Source organism: Christiangramia sediminis, from assembly GCF_020552705.1.
In the GTDB taxonomy this organism is placed as follows: Bacteria; Bacteroidota; Bacteroidia; order Flavobacteriales; family Flavobacteriaceae; genus Christiangramia; species Christiangramia sediminis.
Genome location: NZ_JAJBZG010000005.1, coordinates 1,064,838 through 1,087,374 on the forward strand (window position 1 = coordinate 1,064,838; position 22,537 = coordinate 1,087,374).

Here is a 22,537-nt window from a genome sequence, read left to right on the forward strand (position 1 = left end):
AGTTTGATATAACTAAAACGTTTGCGTTAAAAGTACAAAATTTGCCAGAGAATAGGAAAGATATTAAGTAACGGCAGGGTATAAAAAAGCCCCTTAAAAGGGGCTTAAATTTTTCAATTATTTTTCCAATCCGGGAGGATATTTCTCCATGATCTTAGCAACGATCTCATTGATGCGCTCCTGTTTTTTATTTACTTCACGTGCAAGGGCGGCAGTTCCCATTCCCTGCCATACCAGTTCTTTGCCTTCTGAATCGATAAGATCTATATATAGAGTCCCTTCACTGGTACTGCTAACGGTATTGAATCCGCTTCCCCAATACCATGGGTTCCATCCCCAACCATAACCCCAGAAAGGGTAGTTGTTCTGGTAAATATTAATATTTTCATTGGTCTTGGTGAATATACTTACCAGCAGATCTGGATTTTCAGATTTTGTAAATCCTTTTTTCTGCATTTCGGTTTCAATAGCGCGTAAAATCCTTTTCTTATCAAGATCAGAGATTTCAGCCTTATCAATTCCCGGCTTAAAGAAAGCATAAGTCCCGTATTTAGTAAAATTAGCTTCGCGATCGTAATCTGAGGCAACTCTCACGCTGCTGCAAGAAGAGAGAACTACTGCAAATAGCAGGAGAACTGGAGTAAATCTTAAAAATTTCATAGGTTAGATTTTAAATTTATATAAATTTTAATCCAGAAGTTTTGGATCTACGAGGTTAGGAATCGTAACTTTTAACTGCGGGTTCATTTCCATGGCTCGCTCAGCAGCAAATATTGCTTCTTTATTCCTGGCCCACGATCTACGGGCAATGCCATTGTTAACATCCCAGAATAGCATAGATTTCAAACGTTCTTCTGATGTTTTATCACCCTCAAGAATCATGCCGAATCCGCCGTTAATCACCTCTCCCCAGCCAACTCCACCGCCATTATGTATACTCACCCAGGTCGCTCCACGAAAACTATCTCCTATAACGTTCTGGATTGCCATGTCTGCGGTAAAGCTAGATCCATCATAAATATTAGAAGTTTCACGGTAGGGTGAATCAGTCCCGGAAACATCATGATGATCCCGGCCAAGTACAACCTGGCCTATTTCGCCAAGTGAGATCGCATCATTGAAAGCTTTGGCAATCGCAATTCTCCCTTTGGCGTCTGCATAAAGTATCCTGGCTTTTGAACCCACTACCAGTTTATTTTCCTGAGCTCCTTTGATCCATTGAATGTTATCCTGCATTTGCTGCTGAATTTCAGCAGGAGAATTCTCTTTTAGTTTATTCAGTACTTCAGTGGCAATCTTATCAGTTTTTTCTAGATCTTCATCTTTGCCGGAAGCACATACCCATCTAAATGGTCCAAAACCATAATCAAAGCACATGGGTCCCATGATATCCTGAACATAACTAGGATATCTGAATCCTTTTCCGTCTTCGCTCATAATATCGGCTCCGGCTCTGGATGCTTCCAGTAAAAAGGCATTTCCGTAGTCAAAGAAATAAGTTCCCTTCGCTGTATGTGTATTGATTGCGGTTGCCTGTCTTCTTAAGCTTTCCTGAACTTTTTCCTTAAACTCATCAGGATTAGAGGCCATCATTTTATTGGCTTCTTCAAAATCCAGATCAACCGGATAATACCCACCTGCCCACGGATTATGCAGGGAGGTTTGGTCACTTCCCAGGTCTATATAAATGTTTTTTTTAGCAAAATATTCCCAGATCTCCACCACATTTCCCTGGTATGCAATAGAAACAACTTCTTTTTCAGCTTTTGCTTTTTTAACTCTATCGGCTAATTCTTCTACATTATCTATCACTTCATCTACCCAGCCCTGAGTATGTCTGGTTTGAGTAGCCTTTGGATTCACTTCCGCGCAAATAGTAATACAGCCTGCAATATTCCCGGCTTTTGGCTGAGCACCGCTCATTCCTCCCAGACCAGAGGTTACAAATAACTTTCCAGCTAGACCTTCGCCATCTTTGGAGATCTTTCTACCCGCATTAAGAACGGTAATGGTGGTTCCGTGCACGATTCCCTGCGGACCAATATACATATAGCTTCCGGCAGTCATCTGGCCGTATTGGGTTACTCCAAGGGCATTGAATTTCTCCCAGTCATCTGGCTTTGAATAATTAGGGATCATCATTCCATTGGTCACCACAACTCGTGGCGCATTTTCGTGTGAAGGGAATAATCCCATTGGATGCCCGGAGTACATGGCCAGCGTCTGGGTATCGTTCATTTCAGCTAGATATTTCATCGTTAGCCTGTACTGAGCCCAGTTCTGAAAAACAGCTCCGTTACCTCCGTAAGTGATCAATTCTTCAGGATGTTGGGCAACTTCAGGATCCAGGTTGTTCTGTATCATGAGCATGATGGCTTTCGCCTGCACACATTTTCCGGGGTATTCATCTATTGGTCGTGCATAAAAATCATAATCAGGTTTAAAACGGTACATATAGATTCTGCCATAATTTTCCAGTTCTTCCCTGAATTCAGGAAGTAAAGTCTCATGATGTTTTTTATCAAAATACCTTAAAGCATTCTCTAAAGCGAGTTTCTTTTCATCGGCATCTAAAATGTCCTTGCGTTTTGGAGCATGATTTAAAGATTCGTCATATGCCTTTGCTGGCGGTAATTCGTTGGGTATACCTTCAAGTATCTGGTCCTTAAAGTTCATTCTATATTATTCTTGTGAGTTCGTTTTCTTATTATATCCGTATGGGCAATGCCTGCAGCCGCTTTCACAGCAATAACCTCTTTTTAGATGATATTGTTCAGTAAAACAGCGGTAGCCTTCAGGAGTCAGGTAATAGTCTCCATCCTCTAACGGGATTCTTTTTTTCTGAAAATTCATAAGGCTAAAATACAATTTCTTATCTTGAATGCATGATTTTGATCGTCAGCAAAAGGCTGCTTTCCGGCAGGTTTAAAGGTATAAGTTTGTGGCCTTTCGTTATACTGCAAAATAAGCAGTTAACGAATGATGATTTCTTTCTGAATCATGAAAAGATTCACCTCAGGCAGCAACTGGAACTTCTGGTTCTTTTCTTTTATGTCTGGTACGCGATAGAATTCTTTGTTCGCTATTTAGCTTGCCGAAACGGAATGCTGGCTTATCGAAATATTAGTTTTGAACGCGAAGCTTATCGCAGGGAGAATGATCTGGATTATTTAAAGAACCGACCATTATGGGCTTTCTGGAAATTTCTTTGATTTAATTTTAATCTCTGTCATCCTCAATTTGTTTCAGGATCTATCAGAAGCTGAAGCAAGTTCAGCTTGACCTATATATTATATTGATTAGTTATAAATTTCTGAGGAACTTCAATTAGTTTTGCAGGTATGCAGGATTTTTTTGAAAAAGAGACTTCCGAGTCTGTTCAAAATGAATTTATCACCGAATTTCCCGGTGGTATTCAACTTTGGATCAAAAGAGAGGATCTGCTTCATCCTGAAGTTTCAGGAAATAAATTCCGAAAACTGAAGTATAATTTACTACAGGCTGAAAAAGGAGATTACAAAACCATTCTCACTTTTGGTGGGGCTCATTCCAATCATATTTCGGCTACTGCGGCGGCTGGGCAAATCTTAGGTTTCGAAACCATTGGAATTATAAGGGGTGATGAGCTGGCTGGAGCTGAAGAGAACTGGAGTTCTACCCTTAAATATGCAGCCTCCTGCGGAATGAAATTTGATTTTATTAGCAGAGCAGATTATAAAAGAAAAGATTCTGAAGAGTTTATTGAATTATTGAAGAACAGGTTCAAAGGTTTTTACCTGGTTCCGGAAGGAGGTACCAATGAGCTGGCCATTAGGGGTTGCGAAGAAATCCTTTCCGAAAAGGATAAGGAATTCCACTTTATCTGCTCTTCTGTAGGAACTGGTGGAACCCTGGCTGGATTGATCAATTCTTCAGAAAATGATCAAAAAGTTATTGGTTTCTCCTCTTTAAAATCTGATCATTTAAAAGATAAAATTTCAGGTTTGGTGAATAGGGAGAACTGGGAGATCGTCAAAAACTATCATTTTGGAGGTTATGCCAAGGTAAATGAGAAACTGATCAATTTTATGAACGATTTCAGTAAAAAATATCAAATCATTCTGGATCCTGTCTATACAGGAAAGTTAGTTTTTGGTATTTTTGACCTCGTAAAACAGGGATATTTTCCTGATAATTCTAAAATACTTGCAATTCATACCGGTGGCTTGCAGGGAATAGAAGGAATGAACCGGTTTTTAAGAAAAAAAAAGCTGCCTCAAATTAGATATTGATATGAAAATCACACGCCTGCTAGCTCTTTTGCTGATCATTGTTTTTGCTGCCTCCTGTGGGAGTAAAAAGAAAGTGGTGACCAAAACAAATGAAGTTGAAATTGATAATAGAGGCGAAGAGAATCGTGAAACTCCTGCCGAGGTTGTAGATGATGTAAAGGAAGAAATGCCTCGTAATTCTTACCATTACCGGATTGAAGATTATATCAGGGATTATGCTGAGCTTGCCCAGGAAGAAATGAAATTATATAAGATCCCGGCAAGTATTACCCTGGCTCAGGGAATCCTGGAGTCAGGTGCGGGAAATGGAGATCTAACCCGTCGCGCTAATAATCATTTTGGGATCAAATGCCACGACTGGAATGGAGAAAAAGTATATCATGATGATGACCGGCGCGAGGAATGTTTCAGAAAGTACAAACATGCCAGGTATTCCTACCGTGATCATTCACTATTCCTTTCAGGTCGGGGGAGATATGCTGAATTATTTGAATTAGATTCCGATGACTATAAGGGTTGGGCTAAAGGTTTGAGAAAGGCAGGTTATGCCACAGATAGAAGATATCCTGATAAACTGATCGATCTTATTGAACGTTACGAGCTGTATAAGTTCGATTCAGAAATTACGAGAACACCTGCGCCCAGTTACACGGTTAAACCCCAGGAAAGTTCAGAAACTCATGTGGTTAAAAAAGGAGATACCTTGTACTCTCTTTCCAAACAATATAATACCTCGGTCGAAGAAATAAAGAAAATAAACGGACTTAATGGAAATACGATTTCTATTGGGCAGATTTTAAGTATTAAATAAAGAAGACCTTGCAGGTTTTTAAAACCTGCAAGGTCTGTAGAATATAAGAAGATTAGATTTTATGATTTATAAGAGAAGTAGTCAGTTATTCGCAAATGCACAAAAGGTGATTCCCGGTGGAGTGAATTCTCCCGTCAGAGCTTTTAAAGCAGTGGGTGGAGAGCCAATTTTTGTTGAAAGAGCTGAAGGTGCTTATTTATACGATGAAGACGGAAATAAATTAATAGACTATATCAATTCCTGGGGTCCGCTAATTTTAGGCCATGCCCATAAACCCGTGATCGATGCGGTAATCGAAAAAGCTAAAAAAGGAACTTCCTTTGGAACTCCAACCGAAATCGAAACCAGGATCGCGGAACTGGCGGTTAAAATGGTACCGAATATCGATAAGATAAGAATGGTGAATTCAGGAACTGAAGCCTGTATGAGTGCCGTTCGTCTTGCCCGCGGATTCACCGGAAAAGAAAAAATCATCAAATTTGCCGGTTGTTATCACGGGCATAGTGATTCTTTCCTAATCCAGGCCGGGAGTGGTGCGGTTACTTTTGGAACACCAAACAGTCCCGGGGTGACCCAGGGAACAGCAAAAGATACCTTGCTTGCTAAGTATAATGATCTTGATAATGTAAAAGAACTCGTTGAAGTCAATAAAGAGGAGATCGCCTGCATCATTCTGGAACCGGTGGCAGGAAATATGGGATGTATCCCACCTGCAAAAGGTTTTCTGGAAGGATTGAGAAAGATCTGTGATGAGACCGGAATTTTACTTGTTTTTGATGAGGTAATGACGGGATTCAGGCTTGCTGCCGGAGGAGTTCAGGAAAGAGCAGGAGTGAAAGCTGATATTGTCTGCTTCGGAAAAGTGATTGGTGGAGGATTGCCTGTTGGAGCATTCGCTGCCCGAAATGAGATCATGGATTACCTTGCACCTGCTGGACCGGTTTACCAGGCCGGAACCTTAAGTGGAAATCCACTCGCCATGGCTGCCGGACTGGCCATGCTTACTGAATTGGATAGTAAAAGAGAGATTTTTGAAAGCCTGGAGAAAAAGACCAAATATCTTCATGAAGGAATGCAAAAAGTACTGAATGAAAATAAAATCGATTTTACTATAAACAGAGTGGGCTCAATGATCTCGGTTCATTTTGGTAAAGAACCGGTAACCGATTTTGATTCAGCAGCAAAATCTGCCAATCTTGGTACATTCAATAAATTCTTCCACGGAATGCTGGAAAACGGAATTTATATCGCACCAAGCGCCTACGAAACCTGGTTTATTAGTGAAGCCCTTTCTTATGAAGATCTTGATAAAACTATTGAGGCTGTAGATAAGGTGACTAAGGAATTTTAATCACATCGAAAATGAATTATAAGAATCCGGAGAGCGAAAGTTTTCCGGATTTATCTTTTTATAATTCCCTCTTTTTATAATAATATTTTTTGTCTTCCCCGGTGATCTCCCTGATCACTTTACAGGGATTTCCAGCGGCGATCACATTGGCAGGAATGTCTTTGGTCAATATACTTCCAGAACCAATTACCGTGTTATCTCCAATAGAAATTCCGGGGTTGATCACTACATGCCCTCCAATCCAGACATTATTCCCAATCTTAACCGGAATGGCATATTCCCTACCCGAGTTTCTGTTTTCAGCATCTATGGGATGTCCGGCAGTATAGATTCCCAAGTTGGGAGCTATCATTACATTATCACCGATAGTGACTTCAGCGCAATCGAGAATTACCAGGTTGTAATTAGAATAGAAATTTTCGCCAATGTGGATGTTGTATCCATAATCGCAATGAAAAGGAGTTTCAATAAGAAATTTCTTCCCATAAGATCCCAGTAGTTCTTTGTATAGATCATTTCGTTTACTAATCTCTATTGGAGGAATGGAATTTATTTCAAAACATCTTGATTGTGCGTACAGGCGATCATTAGCCAGTTCCTCATCAGACGGGATATATGGCTTTTGAGTAAGCATTTTTTCTTTTTCTGAAGCCATATCAATAGCGATTAAGATTATTCCATTTTTAGCAATTCCTCAAGGTAAGTTCGGGAATTGGAAAGACGAGGAACTTTATGTTGCCCGCCAACTTTATTATTTTTCTTTAACCAGTCGTAAAAAAGATCTTTCCGGGCCTGGTGAATTTTAGGCATGTTCAGCGTCATATTGTTATAACGCTTGGCTTCATAATCACTATTTACTTCCTGTAAGGCCAGGTCCAGTTGTTTGGTGAAATTATTAAAATCCCGGGGAGGTGTTTTAAACTCAACGATCCATTCGTGGGCTCCTTTTTCCTTGCCTTCCATAAAAATAGGGGCGACAGTATAATCTATAATTTCACAATTGGTTACAAGAGAAACTTTTTTAAGGGCAGCTTCGGCATTTTCAATGATCAATTCTTCACCAAAAACATTGATATGATGCTTTGTCCTTCCGGATACCTTAATTCTATATGGATTTGTTTCGGTAAACCTTACGGTGTCACCTATCTTATATCTCCAGAGTCCGGCATTGGTAGTGATCACAACCGCGTAATTTTTCCCAATTTCAACTTCACTTAAGGGAATCGCTATTTCTTCATCGGTTCCATATTTATCCATTGGAATAAATTCGTAGAAAATACCATAATCAAGCATTAGAAGCAGGTCCTTGGTGTCATTTTGATCCTGACAGGCAAAGAAACCTTCTGAAGCATTATAGATCTCATAGAACCTAAAATCTTCTTTGGGTAATATTTTCTGATACTGGGAAGCATAGGGCTCAAAACTTACTCCCCCATGAAAATAAACTTCCAGGTTTGGCCAGACTTCAAAAAGACTTTCATTTCTGGTTGTTTCTAAAACATTATTCAATAGCACCAACATCCAGCTGGGAACACCGGCCAGACTGGTAACATTTTCTTTAATAGTTTCATTAACGATCGCCTGCATCTTGTATTCCCAATCGTGCATCAAAGAAACCTCATTGCTGGGTGTGCTACTGAATTCAGCCCAGAATGGCATATTATCAATTAAAATTGCTGAAAGGTCACCATAAGAAGTTCCATTTTCGCGGTAAAGTTCCTTGCTGCCACCAAGCCTTAAACTCTTCCCCGTAAAGAATTGTGATTGGGGGTTATTATTCAGATAAATGCATAAAAGGTCTTTTCCCGCAGCATAGTGACAGTCCTCTAAAGAATCCTGGCTTACCGGTATGAACTTGCTCTTTGCACTGGTAGTTCCGCTGGATTTTGCGAACCATCGAATTGGGGTGGGCCAGAAAATATTCGTTTCTCCTTTTCGGCTACGTTCTATGACCGACTGGTAATTTTCATAATTTTGGATAGGCACACGCTGCCTGAATTTTTCATAAGAATCAATCTCATTAAAATAATAACGTTTGCCAAATTCAGTATTTCTGGCTTTGGAAAGAAGGTCTTTAAGTAGTTCGTTTTGAACTTCATGAGGATATTTAATGAACAATTCCATCTGGTGGATTCTCTTTTTTAGAAACCAGGAAGCTATGGAGTTGACTAATGGAATTGGCATTATTCTTCTTATCTTTAACGCTTATATTTAAAGGGCGTTCGGTTATTTGGTTAAAAATAAACGAAACTTTGAAGCCTGCAAAAAATTCATTCAGTCTTAAAATAAAAATTTAGATGAGATACGAAGGAGTTCTAACTAAAATGAGAACGGAAATTACTGATGTAGTTCAGTATTACCTGCTTTGGGAAAATGATTTTATTAATTTCAACCAGTTGATAGATAAAAAGATAAGCCTCAATTTTCTCAGGTATCAGTGTCTTAGTTGTGGATTGGAAAAGAAGATATATAGACAGGGGTATTGTTACGACTGTTTTAGTTCAATTCCGCAAGCCGGGGACTGGGTGATAAATCCTGAACTTAGTAAAGCGCATTTAGGAGAAGAAGATCGTGATCTCGAGTTTGAAAAAAGGGTGCAGTTACAACCGCATGTAGTTTATCTGGCCAATTCCAGTGATGTTAAAGTTGGAGTGACCAGAAGAAACCAGATTCCAACGCGGTGGATAGATCAGGGAGCGCATGAAGCCATAGAAATTGTAGAAGTTCCTAATCGGTACCTGGCCGGGATTACTGAAGTTGCCCTGAAAACCCATGTTTCAGATAAGACCAATTGGAGAAAAATGCTTACCAATGATATTCTCGATCTTAATCTGGAAGAAGTAAGGGAAAAGCTGAAAGAGTTTATTCCTGATGAAGCGAAAGAATATTATATCGAAAATAATAAGGAAACTGAAATTAAATTTCCGGTAAAACAATTTCCTGAAAAAGTGAAATCCCTGAACCTGGTAAAGAATCCTTTTTATGAAGGGGTTTTAAAAGGGATCAAAGGTCAGTATTTGATCTTTGAAGACGGGACTGTTTTTAACGTGAGAGGAAATGAAGGATTAGTTGTGGAATTGAAAGTCCTGGTGTAATCTCACTTTGAAAGAAGTGACGCTCTGAGCCTTTCGAAGTGCATTGGCGTCATTTCGACGAAGCATAGCGAAGGAGAAATCTTTTAGATTAATGAAACTCCAAAGAGATCTCTCCCGTTGGTTTAGATGACATAAAATTTAAAACTCTGAAACTAATCCGGGTGGGCACTGAGCCTGTCGAAGTGCGCAGTGACTAACTAATCGTAGCTTTAATTTTGCTTCGTAGTATCAGTTTTCTTCTTCGTGTTTTTTAAAATACCCCCAAGAATATTCTTGGCCGCGTCCTGAACCTGTTTTTGTTGAGACTGATTTATTGAATCTCTTTTGGTGACAGGAGCTTTCGCCGTAGTTGAATCTGTTTTTACCGATGTAGAATCATTCTTATTGAATGGTTTATTAGGATCTCTTTTACCCTGCAAAATGTCATTGATCGCATCTACCGCCTTGTTTTCAAGATTCTTCTTTTGCTGCGCCACCACTTTTTGAGTGAGATTATTAACCGCCTGCTGCATGTCTAATTTTATCTGCGGACTCTGGAAAGTACCTGTAATCCCAATGGGAAGCTCTACCGTTGTATTTTCAATACTTTCTCCACTCAGTTTACCTAAAGTACTACTAACCTGGGAACCGAGGTATTTTGCTGGAACGTCCAGTTTCAAGTTATAGTTCATATTCATATCAAAACCATGGCTACCAGAAACCTGAAAATCTATTCCTTTGATATTGAAATTCATGGGGGCGATCTGTACCATCCCATCATTAAAGGTCAACTTCGTTTTTAATTTACTCAGATCTATATCTTCGAAATTGATAAAATTAAGCTGGCTGTCAAGTTGTGATAATAAAGCCGCTTTCTCGGGATTGATCTCTGCAGTTAATAATTCTGCCAGTGCGTTCCCTACAAGACTAGACAATTGTGGGGTTAGATCTTCATTCAAATTACCTTTTAAGTTGATGGTAGACTGAAGTTTTCCCTCAACCGCCCTTGCCAGTGGAGCCAGGTTTTGCATCAATTCCAGTCCGTTGAAAGAGGAAGAAATATCCAGGGAATTCAGGTTGAGGTCCATCTCAAAGACCGGGGTTGGATTCTTTGTAGAAACCAATCCGTTCAGGCCAATACTTCCGTTAAAGATGTTGGTGGAAATATCCTGCAGCCTGGCTGTTTCATCTCTGATAATAAGAACTCCTTTTGCATTTTTCAGCTCAAGATTATCGTATAGAACGGTATTGGCATTAAAGCTTAATTCCATATCCAGGAAAGAAGGAACCTTTACGGCCTCTTTCCCGGTGGTTTTTGCAACGGTCTTTTCTTTACCATCTTCGCCCGTGGTAGTGATCTCTTCGGTTTCAGCCACCATAAAATCGTTCACTGAAAAAGTATCGGACTGTACATTAAATTTTCCCTTTAAAAGCTGGTCTGTAAACAGGAAACCTATTAGGTTCTGAAGCGATCCGGAAGCGGTAAGATCGGTCTTGCCCGTGGTCATTTTTAAGTTGGGAACACTCACATTTCCCTGGTTAAAGCTCATATCGGCATTGGATATTTTTACTTCGTTAGGGATTTCAGGAGAGGAATATTTAAAATTTTTGATGGAAGCCGTACCGCTGCTTTTTACATTTTGATATTGTTCTTTTTCAATAGAATTCATATCAAAACTGGTCTTTACATCGGCAGTAAGAATTCCGTTAAGGTTCTGTTCCATTTCTAATGGATATGCCTGGCTGATATTGGCCAGATTCACCGTTCCTTTTAAGGCAAGGTCTATCAGCATATTTTCGGTAATATTGCTGATATTTCCATTGGCTGTAAACCTGTCTTCATCTATCCTGAAGGTGGCATTGTTAATATTGATATAAGTTTCTTCAGCAATTCCGGTATCATTTAAAACTTCCATATCCAGGTTTATATCCTGCACACTTTTAGGAAGCTCTGGATATTTAAAGGATGCATTTTCTGAAGTGATCTTAATATCCATTTTAGGAATATAAATGTCATCAGCTTTTCCAAATATTCTTCCGTTCACCACAAAATCCCCGTTGGTATCTACATTTTCAATATTCTTTGCATAGATTTCAGGAATTACCGCCAGGAAATTTTTGAAATCTGAAGATGGAGTTTTAAAACTTAGGTCCATTTCAGTATTATAGTCATTTACCTGCACATAGCCATCAAAGGTGAGGGGAAGCTGATTTATTTTAGCCTCATTTTCCAGGAACGTATATTTCATGTTTTCCAGGTCCATTTGAAAAACGGCATCCAGGATCACAGAATTTTGATTCAAATAATTCACTCCGTCATAATCCAGCGAAACCAAAGCTTCAGAATAGGTGTCCAGTTCAGACTGATCCAAAGAGAAATCTCCGGTTCCTTCATGATTCAGGTTTTCTACATCCAGCGATACTTTTGAAGTTTTATCCTCATATTTTACCCTGGAATTATTTATTTCATAGTGTTTTAGATCCAGGCTAAAAGGCTTGCTTTCACCAGTTGAAGTGGTAGTATCTTCTATGGCAATATCGTAATTGGCATTGCCCAGTGAATCCACCTTTATGTTTACGTAAGCATTATTAAGTTTTAACTGATCGATCTTTTTGGGTTCGTCACTACTTTTAAAAAGTTCTTTGACCGACATTTCCAGGGTCACTTCTTCTCCCAGGGCTAAAGTGTCTCCTTCAAAAGGTGCATTATTAATGATACTTAGGTTTTCGATCACCAGGGTTGCCTGCGGAAAACTTCTAAACATGCTAAGATCGATATCTTCAAAATCAACCTGGGCGTTTAAATTATCGTTCATTGTTTTCTTTACCAGGTCTTTCAACTGTGATTCAAAAACAAAGGGCGCCACGATCAATAAAATAATGATGGTGAGTATAATAAATCCTACTATTTTTAATGCCTTTTTCATTATGATGTTATTTAAACTGCCTCAAATTTGAGTTCTTCAGCAGGTTTTAAATTAAAGAGTTTTCTCAATTGGTAAACTGCAAGGTATAAAAAAGGAGTATCCAAAGCTGCTATTAATACTTTGAATAAAAATCCGCTAAGTAACAGTCCGCTAAATAATTCCCAGTCTATCTTTCCAAAGCTACAAAGCAAAAATAAGACCGAAAAGGTATCTACAAACTGAGAAAGAAAGGTGGAAAAGTTGTTTCGTATCCATAAGTGTTTCCCCTTAGTGAGTCTTTTCCAGAAATGGAATAACTGTATATCTATATATTGTGCCAGTAAATAAGCGACCATAGAGGCAAAAACTGCGATTGCCGTTGCTCCAAATACTTTCTCAAATAGCGAATTTCCTATAGGAGACCAGGCTGTGGCCGGAACTGCATCTGCGGCATAGACGATCAATAAAGAAAAGAACGAAGCAAAGATGCCTGTGGTAACCACCAGATTGGCTTTCTTTTTACCGTAGACCTCGCTAATGATATCGGTAATTAAAAAGGTCACAGGATAGGGCAATATTCCCACGGAAATTTCAAAAGTATATAACCCGAAAAAATCCCAGTAGAAAAACTTTTGAAAGATGAGGTTAGATACCACCAGGGAAGCAATAAATAAAGCACTAAGGATCATATAAATTTGCTGAGCCTTGAGCTTATCTTTCACGGAGAGTGTAGCCAAATTTTTTTATTAAGTCTTCTCACAAAACTAAGACTATGTGCTTTTGTTTTGCTTAATTTGCTGTGAAATTATTTGGCGCTACCTATTAAAATTTTCTTAATTCGCTTTGAAATCCCCTAAAACAGTAATATTAGCACTGGGAAGTAACCTGGGTGACCGTTCTGGTTATATGCAAAATGCCATTCAAAAGATCCATGAAAATATTGGATGGATCTTGGAGGTATCAAAAATATATGAGACCCCGGCCTGGGGTTTTGAAGGAAATTCCTTTTTGAACGCATGTATCTCTGTTTCTACAAGACTGGAAGCACAGGAAGTACTTTCTGAACTTTTAAATATTGAAGCGGAATTAGGAAGAGAGCGATCTAATGCTGAAAATTATCAGAACAGAACCATAGATCTCGATATACTGCTTTTTGATGAGGAGATCATAGAGACAGAAAACCTGAAAATTCCGCACCCCGGAATTCCCAATCGAAGCTTTGTTTTAAGACCGCTGAATGATATTGCAGGATCTGAGAAGCATCCGGTTTCTGGAAAAAAGATAAATCAGTTATTGAAAGAAACTACTGATACTTCTGAGATCTCGATTTCTTCAGAAGAAATCAAAAAACCGGAACTCCATTATAATTTTCCTGTTTGTAATTATATCGCGGTAGAAGGGAATATCGGGGCAGGAAAGACCAGTTTTTCTACCATGATCTCTGAAGATTTTAATGCTAAATTAATTCTGGAACGTTTTAAGGACAATCCGTTTCTGCCAAAATTCTATGAGAATAAGGAGCGTTATGCATTTTCTTTAGAGATGTCTTTCCTGGCAGACCGCTATCAGCAGCTTTCAGATGATCTGGCGCAATATGATCTTTTTAAGGACTTTGTGATCTCAGATTATGATGTTTTTAAATCGCTCATCTTTGCAAAGATCACCCTGCATGAGGATGAATACTCCTTATACCACAAGCTTTTTCATTTGATGTATAAGGAACTGGTAAAGCCGGAACTTTATATTTATTTATATCAAAATACGGATAGATTACTCGAAAATATCAAAAAGCGAGGCCGGGATTATGAGCAGAATATTCAACCGGAATACCTGGTAAACATCAACAAAAGCTATCTCAATTTCATCAAATCTCAAAGCAATATGAAAGTGCAGATAATAGATATTTCCGGACTGGATTTTGTATCAAACAGAAAAGACTATCTGTGGCTGCTGTCTGAAATTGATAAGGCAGTGCATTAAGATTTCGAAAGTTTCATCTTGGAAAACAGGTCCCAAAGCACCACTCCTGTACTTACCGAAATATTCAGGGAATGCTTACTTCCCAGCTGAGGGATTTCAATTACCGCATCACTGGCAGAAACCACTTTTTGCTGAACCCCTTTAACTTCATTCCCAAAAACCAAGGCGCAGGTTTTATTATTTTCAGGTTGAAAATCATTTAACATGATCGCTCCTTCCGCCTGTTCTATGGAATAGACTTTTACGCCTTCAGATTTTAATTTTTTAACCAATTCCAGGCTATCTTCCACATATTCCCAGGAAACGGTTTCGGTAGCGCCTAAAGCAGTCTTTTGGATGTCTTTATGTGGTGGTTTGGCGGTGATTCCGCAGAGGTATATTTTCTGAATAAGAAAAGCATCGGCAGTGCGAAAAACAGAACCAATATTATTCAGGCTTCTTACATTATCCAGAATTACAATTATTGGAGTTTTTTCAGCTTCTTTAAATTGATCTACACTTTTTCTATCCAGTTCGCTGTTGCGAAGTTTTCTCTTTTCCATATCGCAAAAATAGAAATTTGAAAAATTATCTGAATTTATCTAATTGATTGAAATGCAAAACTTTATAATTTTTTCACTAAATTAGAATTCCTATTTACCCTAATTATACTTTTCGACTTGTATTTGTTATGGTTTTATAACTAACTAAAACTATTCATTATGAAAACGTTTAAAACAACACTAGCGCTCTTAGTTTTTTTAATTGCCGGTAATCTTAGTTTCGGTCAGGAAATGAAAGCTGAAAAATATGAGAACCCGCAATGGGTTTCCATGGCTTCTATAAAATTTAAACCTATGAAGAAGGATGCTGCCATGGAAATTATTCATAATTATTTTGCTAAAGCAGATGAGGATGCCGGGATTAAGCCGCCCACTGCTTTTCATTTTGTAACCGGCAAGTATGATATGCTTGTTATTTGGGAAATGCCGGAAGGAATAGAAACTTTAAATTATAAAATGACTCCGGAAGATGTTAAATGGATGAGTTCTATGGCTAAGATCGCGGGAGGGCAGGATAAAGCCATGGCGAAATTAGATGAATTTATGACCTATGTAGAAACATGGGATAATAGTATTGCCCGGAAAGAGTAAAAAGTTTAATCCAAAAAAATTATATTAGATGGGATATTTAAATCCCATCTTTTTTTTAAATCTATTTTATGAAAAACCTTTACTTATTTGCCTTTTTAGTTTTCTTATCCACTTCAGTTCTTAGCCAGGAGAAATCTGAATTACAGCTCCTCGATATATTTGATTATGAATATGTGTCCGATCCGCAGATCTCACCAGATGGGTCTAAAGTTATTTATGTGCGTAATTTTAAGGATATCATGACAGACCAGAACCTGTCTAATCTTTGGATAGTGAATGCTGATGGATCACAAAACCGACCTCTTACCTCTGGCAACCAGAACGATATGAATCCTCGCTGGTCTAAAGATGGAAAAAAGATCATCTTTCTCTCCAATAAGCAGGATGATAAAATGAAGCTTTATTTAATGTGGTTAGATTCCCGCGACACATTTCCTCTTACAAATACTAAGAATACACCTGGTAATATAAGCTGGTCTAATAATGGTGAAAATCTTGTTTTTACCATGTTTGTTCCTAAAAAATCTGAATCCTTTATAAAATTACCCGCAAAACCAGAAGGAGCGAAATGGAATGATGCTCCCAAATTTATCGATGAACTTAATTACAGGGGTGACGGTCAGGGATATTTAAAGGAGGGCAACAAGCAGATCTTTATGTTGTCTACAGATGGTGGATCTCCTCGCCAGCTAACTTTTTCAGATCACGATCATAATAGCCCGGTATGGTCTGCAGATGATAAGAAAATATTTTTCTCTGCAAACCTTCATGATAATGCAGATCTGGAGCCGCTTAATTCGGAAATTTATGAACTGGACCTGGAGGATCTGGAAGTAAATCCCCTGACAAACAGAAATGGTCCCGATTCAGACCCGGTAGTTTCTCCAAATGATAATACCATCGCTTATCTTGGATTTGATGATGAATATCTGGGATATAATATCAATAAACTTTACGTATTGGCACCTGATGGATCTGGTCCTGAATTGATTTCCGGAGATTTTGACAGGAGTATTCAGAATATTCAATGGGATGCCAGGGCTAAAGGCCTTTATTTTCAATATGACGATCATGGTAAAACCAGGATAGGGTATATGGATCTTAAGGGTAATACTAAGGTGCTGACAAATGACCTTGGAGGATTATCACTGGGAAGACCTTATAATGCCGCCTCTTTTTCGGTTTCAAAAAACGGCGACCTTGCTTATACTCTTGGTACGGCTGAGCACCCGGCAGACCTGGCGGTACAGAATGGTAAAAGATCCATTCGCATTACCAATCTTAATAAGGATCTTTTCTCCTACCGGAATCTTGGGAAGGTAGAGGAGATTACCTGGAAATCGTCTTTTGATGATCGTGAGATGCAGGGTTGGCTGGTTACCCCACCCAATTTTGACCCGAATAAAAAGTATCCGTTTATTCTCGAGATCCATGGAGGGCCTTTTGCTAGTTATGGAAGCGTTTTTTCTGCGGAAATTCAGGCTTTTGCAGCCGCTGGTTATGTAGTGTTATATTCCAATCCAAGGGGCAGCAGCGGGTATGGTAAAGAATTCGGAAATCTGATTCACCACGACTATCCCAATCACGATTATGAAGACCTTATGTCTGGGGTGGATGCTGCTATAGCCAAAGGATTTATAGACGAAGAAAATTTGTTTGTCACTGGCGGTAGCGGTGGTGGAGTACTTACCGCCTGGATCGTGGGAAAAACAGACCGGTTTAAGGCGGCTGTAGTAGCTAAGCCTGTGATAAACTGGACTAGTTTTGTATTGTATGCAGATAATCCTGCATTTTTCAGTAAATACTGGTTCGAAAACAAACCCTGGGAAGATCCGGAGCCTTATTTGAAAAGGTCTCCTCTAACTTATGTGGGGAATGTTACTACGCCTACGATGCTTTTAACAGGAGAAGAAGATTATAGAACTCCCATTGCCGAATCTGAACAGTTCTATACCGCTTTAAAACTGGAAGGAGTTGAATCTGCGATGGTAAGAATCCCGGGAGCCTCTCATGGAATCGCCAACAAGCCAAGTAACCTGATTGCGAAAATAGCAGCTATTCTGGCCTGGTTTGAAAAGTACAGGGAATGATTGCCGGAATTATGATTAAATTATAAATGAACCTAATTGCAGAAGCTTATTTCAAAGTGGTTTAGCCTTTACAGCACGCACTATTTTATAAATGTATACCGGGAAAGGAATTAGAAGATAATAATGAAATAAAGTAATTATGATTAAAAGCATCAAATTTCCCTCTGCGCAAACACTTTTGATGATCATCGCGGCGGTTGTGGCTATTAGTACCTGGTTTATTCCTGCCGGTAATTATAATACTCTTTATTTTAATGAAGCAGAGAATTCTTTCGTAAGGAATAGTAAAGGAAATTTGTCTATTCTGCCCCCAACCCAGGAAACATTAGATAACCTGAATATTAAATTACCTCTTGATAATTTTTTGAGCGGGGCCATATATAAACCCATTAGTATTCCGGGAACTTTTAGTTATGTAGAATCAGATCCACAGGGCTTTTTTGAGTTTATTCAGGCGCCGGTAAAGGGAATTATAGAGGCTGCAGATATTATTTTCCTGGTCCTTATCATCGGGGGCCTTATAGGTGTAATCAATATCACAGGTGCCTTTGAATCAGGGATTTTATGGTTAACCCGCGTATTGAAAGGAAAAGAATACTTACTTATAATATTCACGACTTTTATAATGGCCCTGGGTGGCACCACTTTCGGACTTGGAGAAGAAACGCTCGCATTTTTTCCTATTCTTATTCCGGTTTTCATTGCGGCCAAATATGATGCCCTGGTGGGGGTGGCCTGCATATTTCTAGGGGCTCAGGTGGGAGTTATGTGTTCTACCACCAACCCCTTTGCTGTGATCATAGCTTCAGATGCAGCCGGCGTGAACTGGACCAATGGACTAATGTTGAGAATGCTGGTTTTTCTAATTTGCGTAATAACCACAATTTCATTTATTCTATACTATGCCGGAAAATTGAAAAAATCTCCCAAAAATTCACTGATCTATGATCAAAGGCATAAAATGGAGAACCTATTTGGAACTGCTGCTGTAGGATCTATTCCCAGGTTGAATTTAAATCTGCGCCTAATTCTTTTCGTCTTTACCTTAAGCTTTATTGTAATGATCTATGGAGTATCACAACTTGATTGGTGGTTCATAGAAATGTCTTCGGTTTTCCTGTGTGCCGCCCTTATAATTGGTCTGCTATCTAAAATGAACGAACTTAAATTTGTCAATGCTTTTTCCAGAGGTGCAGGGGAATTGTTGGGAGTTGCATTTATTATTGGTATAGCTCGCGGAATCTCGATCCTTATGGCAGATGGCCTTATTAGTGATACATTACTATATCATGCCAGTACCATAACTACGGGTATGCAAAAAGGGGTATTTGTGAATAGTCTTTTTGTTATTTATAACGGATTAACCTTTTTTATTCCTTCAACCTCAGGAATGGCAGTACTAACCATGCCCATCATGTCGCCATTAGCAGATACAGTGAATATTGGCCGTGAGATCATTGTGAATACATATTTATATGGTCATGGCTTATTCAGTATAATCAACCCCACAGGCCTGGTACTTGCTTCTCTGGGAATTGTGAAAATAGGATATGATCGCTGGTTAAAATTCATCTGGCCTCTTCTAGTAATCTTTGCTGTGATCTTAATTCTTACGCTTACTATTTCCGTTTATTAAATAAGCTGTCTGCATAAATGCCAAATGGTTTAATTCAGATACTCTTTAAGTTAATTCCATACTTAGGTCAATATTATTTTACAGAAATTTTAAAAATTTGAACAAACTGTAAAGTGTTGTTAGACAATATTTTATTAGATTAGAATTCTGATCGGATCTCTTGGAAACATTTCAGGTAAATTAAATTATGAATTAATTGAACAACCAGATTTTCTATTTGGGACAAGCGATAGTCAATCCCTTTTCCCTGTATTATTAACCAGCCAAAAAAGAAAATATGAAAAGCGAACAAAAACACTGGACCAAAGCTGAGCTTCAGGTCTATATTCTAATGCTCTGTGCCAACGCCGACTCAAATGTGACCCAGGAAGAATTGGAACTCATAAAATCAAAGACAGATAAAAATACTTTTAATAAGATATCCCAGGAGTTTTCAGAGGATACCGAGGAAGAGAGTTTAGAAAAGATTCAGGATAATCTCGTTTTACATGAGTATTCTCACAAAGAACTTATGGCTTTAAGAAAAGAAATGTTCGAGGTTTTCTTTTCTGATAAAAAATTCAACCAAATGGAAAATACCCTGGACAAGATCCTGAATAATATTCTGTATTGAATCTGGATAAGAAAATCTTATCAAAATAAATAGGTAGTTAGCATGCACGTATGGAAAAACCTGAAAATAAAGCCTCCGTCCATTTAAAGAATAAACACACAGACGATCTTATAGATCATTACTGGGGAAGTATAAGTTACGTTTCCAGCCTGATTAAAGCTTCCGAGATCAAGGCTGGTCTTATTCTTTCTTTTTACGGGATTCTGTTGAATTTTGTTTACCAGAATATAGACTTGGTGCTGGCCCATTTTGAGGATAATACCATCATCTATATTCTGCTTACTGCCTGGTTTGCATGTGTAGTGATTTCAATTTATTTCGGTATTAGGTGCTTTATGCCCAGGATAGAGTCTAAATACGATAGGAATATTTTCTTTTTTGGAGATGTGATCAGCAAATTTGGAGATATTAAAGAATTCTCACGAACCTTTTTCTCGATTAGTATGGATGAAGATCAGTTATTTGATCAGCTGGGACAACAAATATTCATCAACGCGAAAATTGCCCATCTCAAGTTCAGTAATGTACAGAAGGCGCTTAAGTTTTTAGCAATTCAGTTTATAATTCTTTTGATCATCGTGATCTATTATGTGATCGCAACCTTTCTTTAGATATTAATAGTTTAGAAAACCATCTAAAATTTCTTTCAAAATCAAGTAGCGGAAAAGCTGAAAATATTCCATTACACCTGTTTTCGACCACTAGTCCCGATAATTATCGGGATTTTTTTAGCTACTTCAATTCTTATTTTGAAATGTTCGGCCTTAATTCCCGACATAAGAAAGTCAGTTTTAAGATATCCCTTAAATTGCACCACACAAAATATTTAAAATTTGCCCAGACCCAAAAAATCTTTTGAAACCAATAATATCAATTTTAGAGAAAGCTTTGCGTCTCTAAAATTTGTTCCCAGATTCTTTAAGGAAATACGAAAAGTAAATCCGCTATTATTCTATTCCAATGTGTTGGGACGAACCTTGAATGCAATACTTCCCGTGGTCATGCTCTGGCTGGGTAAATTGATTATCGATGAGGTGGTGCTCCAGATCGCGGCAGATATAAAAGATCTGGAAAGGTTGTGGATGCTGGTAGCTGCAGAATTTGGCCTGGCGATTCTCTCAGACTTGCTTAGCAGGGGGATCAGTCTTAGTGATGCGCTGTTAGGGGATCAATATTCCATAGATACTTCGGTAAAGATCATTAAGAAAACCTCGGAGCTGAATCTGGATCAGCTGGAAGATTCTGAATTTTATGATAAACTTGAAAGAGCAAGACAGCAAACCACGGGAAGGGTTGGACTTATGTCTAATATTCTTACCCAGGGCGAGGACGTGATCGTGATCATTTCCCTGCTTGCCGGTGTGGTGGCTTTCGAGCCCTGGCTTATTATATTGCTGGTGGTTTCCATTATTCCCACCATTATTAACGAAATTAAATTTAGTGGTACCAGTTATTCCCTGGCTAGAAGCTGGACCCAGGAGCGCCGTGAACTTGATTATTTAAGATATGCCGGGGCTAGTGATGTTACGGCCAAGGAGGTGAAATTATTCGGATTATCGAATTACCTGGCAGATCGGTTTAAAGGCCTTTCAGATAAATATTATTTACAAAGCAAGAGACTGGCGAAACAACGTGCTGGCTGGGGTTCATTTTTCAATGTGATTGGAACAGCGGCCTATTATGGAGCCTATATCTTTATAATTTTCCGCACCGTTGCGGGAATTTTCAGCCTGGGTGATCTCACTTTCCTGTCCGGATCTTTTAATAGATTAAGGTCTAAACTGCAGGGATTCTTTACCCGTTTTACGGCAATTACCGAAAGTGCGCTGTATCTTCAGGATTACTTCGAATTCCTGGATCTTACTTCTGCGGAAAGTTCCCCGGATGGAAAACTTGATTTGCCGGAAAAGATCGAGTCAGGATTTGAATTTAAGAATGTAGGTTTTAAATATCCAAAATCTGAAAAATGGGTAGTTCGCCATATCAATTTTGAATTAAGAGCTGGAGAAAAGCTGGCTTTTGTAGGCGAGAACGGCGCCGGGAAAACTACGCTTATCAAATTATTACTACAGTTCTATGAGCCAACCGAAGGGGAGATCTTACTGGACGGTATTCCAATAAAAAAGTATGATCAGGCAGCCTACCGGCAATATTTCGGGGTGATATTTCAGGATTTTGTAAAATTTGAACTCACCTTGCGGGAAAATATCGCCATGGGCGAGATCGGGGAAATAGGAAATCAGGAGCGTATAGACAGCGCGGCAGAAAAAAGCCTTGCCCGTGAAGTGGTGGGAGATCTCCCTTTAGGATATAGTCAGCCGTTAGGGAAACGCTTTAAACATGGTAAAGACCTTTCCGGTGGCCAGTGGCAAAAGATCGCCATTGCCAGGGCGTATATGAAAGACGCGGAAGTGCTTATTCTTGATGAGCCAACTTCTGCTTTAGATGCCCGTGCCGAAACAGAAGCATTTCAAAGATTCATTCAGCTAACGGAAGGAAAAACCGCGGTGATCATTTCGCATAGGTTCAGTACGGTAAGGATCGCCGACAGGATCATGGTTTTAAAAGACGGGGCTGTACTGGAAATTGGAACCCACAGAGAACTTATGCAAAACGATAAACTCTACGCTGAACTTTTTAATCTTCAGGCGGCGGGATATCAGTAAAATTCT

20 protein-coding genes are annotated in these 22,537 nt (G+C 38.9%); 12 read left to right on the forward strand and 8 right to left on the reverse strand.

Annotated features, from left to right (window positions below; translation table 11 throughout):
• Positions 1–117: 117 nt before the first annotated feature.
• From LGQ90_RS14315 to LGQ90_RS14325, 3 genes are read right to left on the reverse strand one after another with little or no spacing between them, the layout of a single operon-like run.
• Positions 118–660 carry a DUF4136 domain-containing protein gene (locus LGQ90_RS14315; protein WP_229342098.1) on the reverse strand — a complete coding sequence of 181 codons (543 nt, stop codon included), beginning with the start codon at positions 658–660 and terminating at the stop codon, positions 118–120.
• 27 nt (positions 661–687) lie between these two features.
• The gene (locus LGQ90_RS14320) at positions 688–2,676 is read right to left on the reverse strand and encodes a urocanate hydratase (protein WP_229342100.1); all 1,989 of its coding nucleotides are present in this window, start codon (positions 2,674–2,676) and stop codon (positions 688–690) included.
• Between the two features lie 6 nt (positions 2,677–2,682).
• Positions 2,683–2,853 carry a C1orf53 family protein gene (locus LGQ90_RS14325; protein ID WP_011708162.1) on the reverse strand — a complete coding sequence of 57 codons (171 nt, stop codon included), beginning with the start codon at positions 2,851–2,853 and terminating at the stop codon, positions 2,683–2,685.
• A gap of 32 nt (positions 2,854–2,885) precedes the next feature.
• Between LGQ90_RS14325 and LGQ90_RS14330 the strand changes: the two genes are divergently transcribed.
• From LGQ90_RS14330 to hemL, 4 genes are all read left to right on the forward strand, one after another.
• Positions 2,886–3,212 carry a hypothetical protein gene (locus LGQ90_RS14330; RefSeq protein WP_229342102.1) on the forward strand — a complete coding sequence of 109 codons (327 nt, stop codon included), beginning with the start codon at positions 2,886–2,888 and terminating at the stop codon, positions 3,210–3,212.
• 129 nt (positions 3,213–3,341) lie between these two features.
• On the forward strand, positions 3,342–4,271 hold the full coding sequence (locus LGQ90_RS14335; protein ID WP_229342104.1) for a 1-aminocyclopropane-1-carboxylate deaminase/D-cysteine desulfhydrase: 930 nt from the start codon (positions 3,342–3,344) through the stop codon (positions 4,269–4,271).
• A gap of 1 nt (position 4,272) precedes the next feature.
• Positions 4,273–5,082: a glucosaminidase domain-containing protein gene (locus tag LGQ90_RS14340; protein ID WP_229342106.1), complete on the forward strand. Its 810-nt coding sequence runs from the start codon at positions 4,273–4,275 to the stop codon at positions 5,080–5,082.
• A 61-nt stretch (positions 5,083–5,143) separates the two neighbouring features.
• Positions 5,144–6,433: a glutamate-1-semialdehyde 2,1-aminomutase gene (hemL, locus tag LGQ90_RS14345; protein WP_229342108.1), complete on the forward strand. Its 1,290-nt coding sequence runs from the start codon at positions 5,144–5,146 to the stop codon at positions 6,431–6,433.
• Between the two features lie 58 nt (positions 6,434–6,491).
• Here the strand turns inward: hemL and LGQ90_RS14350 are convergent, their stop codons facing one another.
• Both LGQ90_RS14350 and LGQ90_RS14355 read right to left on the reverse strand, forming a co-directional pair.
• Positions 6,492–7,088 (reverse strand): sugar O-acetyltransferase, encoded by a 597-nt coding sequence (locus LGQ90_RS14350; protein ID WP_229342111.1) that lies wholly within the window; start codon positions 7,086–7,088, stop codon positions 6,492–6,494.
• A 17-nt stretch (positions 7,089–7,105) separates the two neighbouring features.
• A complete protein-coding gene (locus LGQ90_RS14355) occupies positions 7,106–8,617 on the reverse strand; it encodes a GH3 auxin-responsive promoter family protein (protein ID WP_229342114.1) in 1,512 nt (503 codons plus the stop codon).
• A 113-nt stretch (positions 8,618–8,730) separates the two neighbouring features.
• Here LGQ90_RS14355 and LGQ90_RS14360 point away from each other — a divergent pair, with 113 nt between their 5' ends.
• Positions 8,731–9,528, forward strand: a complete 798-nt coding sequence (locus tag LGQ90_RS14360; protein WP_229342116.1) for a DUF2797 domain-containing protein — start codon at positions 8,731–8,733, stop codon at positions 9,526–9,528.
• A gap of 209 nt (positions 9,529–9,737) precedes the next feature.
• On the opposite strand, the gene LGQ90_RS14365 is transcribed toward LGQ90_RS14360, so the two are convergent.
• Both LGQ90_RS14365 and LGQ90_RS14370 read right to left on the reverse strand, forming a co-directional pair.
• Positions 9,738–12,434 (reverse strand): AsmA family protein, encoded by a 2,697-nt coding sequence (locus tag LGQ90_RS14365; protein ID WP_229342119.1) that lies wholly within the window; start codon positions 12,432–12,434, stop codon positions 9,738–9,740.
• 11 nt (positions 12,435–12,445) lie between these two features.
• Complete coding sequence (locus LGQ90_RS14370) at positions 12,446–13,102, reverse strand: queuosine precursor transporter (protein ID WP_423738456.1); 657 nt, start codon at positions 13,100–13,102, stop codon at positions 12,446–12,448.
• Between the two features lie 154 nt (positions 13,103–13,256).
• On the opposite strand from LGQ90_RS14370, the gene folK reads away from it, so the two are divergent.
• Positions 13,257–14,393, forward strand: coding sequence for a 2-amino-4-hydroxy-6-hydroxymethyldihydropteridine diphosphokinase (gene folK / locus LGQ90_RS14375; protein WP_229342126.1), 1,137 nt, complete (start codon positions 13,257–13,259; stop codon positions 14,391–14,393).
• On the opposite strand, the gene LGQ90_RS14380 is transcribed toward folK, so the two are convergent.
• On the reverse strand, positions 14,390–14,935 hold the full coding sequence (locus LGQ90_RS14380; RefSeq protein ID WP_229342128.1) for an RNA methyltransferase: 546 nt from the start codon (positions 14,933–14,935) through the stop codon (positions 14,390–14,392). The two genes, folK and LGQ90_RS14380, sit on opposite strands and share 4 nt — an antisense overlap.
• 159 nt (positions 14,936–15,094) lie before the next feature.
• Between LGQ90_RS14380 and LGQ90_RS14385 the strand changes: the two genes are divergently transcribed.
• The 6 genes from LGQ90_RS14385 (at position 15,095) to LGQ90_RS14410 (ending at position 22,531) form a co-directional block, all read left to right on the forward strand.
• Positions 15,095–15,526, forward strand: a complete 432-nt coding sequence (locus LGQ90_RS14385) for a hypothetical protein (RefSeq protein WP_229342130.1) — start codon at positions 15,095–15,097, stop codon at positions 15,524–15,526.
• 68 nt (positions 15,527–15,594) lie between these two features.
• On the forward strand, positions 15,595–17,616 hold the full coding sequence (locus LGQ90_RS14390; RefSeq protein ID WP_229342145.1) for a S9 family peptidase: 2,022 nt from the start codon (positions 15,595–15,597) through the stop codon (positions 17,614–17,616).
• Between the two features lie 139 nt (positions 17,617–17,755).
• Positions 17,756–19,252, forward strand: a complete 1,497-nt coding sequence (locus LGQ90_RS14395) for a YfcC family protein (RefSeq protein ID WP_262904385.1) — start codon at positions 17,756–17,758, stop codon at positions 19,250–19,252.
• A gap of 277 nt (positions 19,253–19,529) precedes the next feature.
• A complete protein-coding gene (locus LGQ90_RS14400; protein WP_229342147.1) occupies positions 19,530–19,865 on the forward strand; it encodes a hypothetical protein in 336 nt (111 codons plus the stop codon).
• Positions 19,866–19,915: 50 nt separating this feature from the next.
• A complete protein-coding gene (locus LGQ90_RS14405) occupies positions 19,916–20,476 on the forward strand; it encodes a Pycsar system effector family protein (RefSeq protein WP_229342149.1) in 561 nt (186 codons plus the stop codon).
• A gap of 222 nt (positions 20,477–20,698) precedes the next feature.
• Positions 20,699–22,531, forward strand: coding sequence for an ABC transporter ATP-binding protein (locus LGQ90_RS14410; RefSeq protein WP_229342151.1), 1,833 nt, complete (start codon positions 20,699–20,701; stop codon positions 22,529–22,531).
• Positions 22,532–22,537 lie beyond the last annotated feature (6 nt).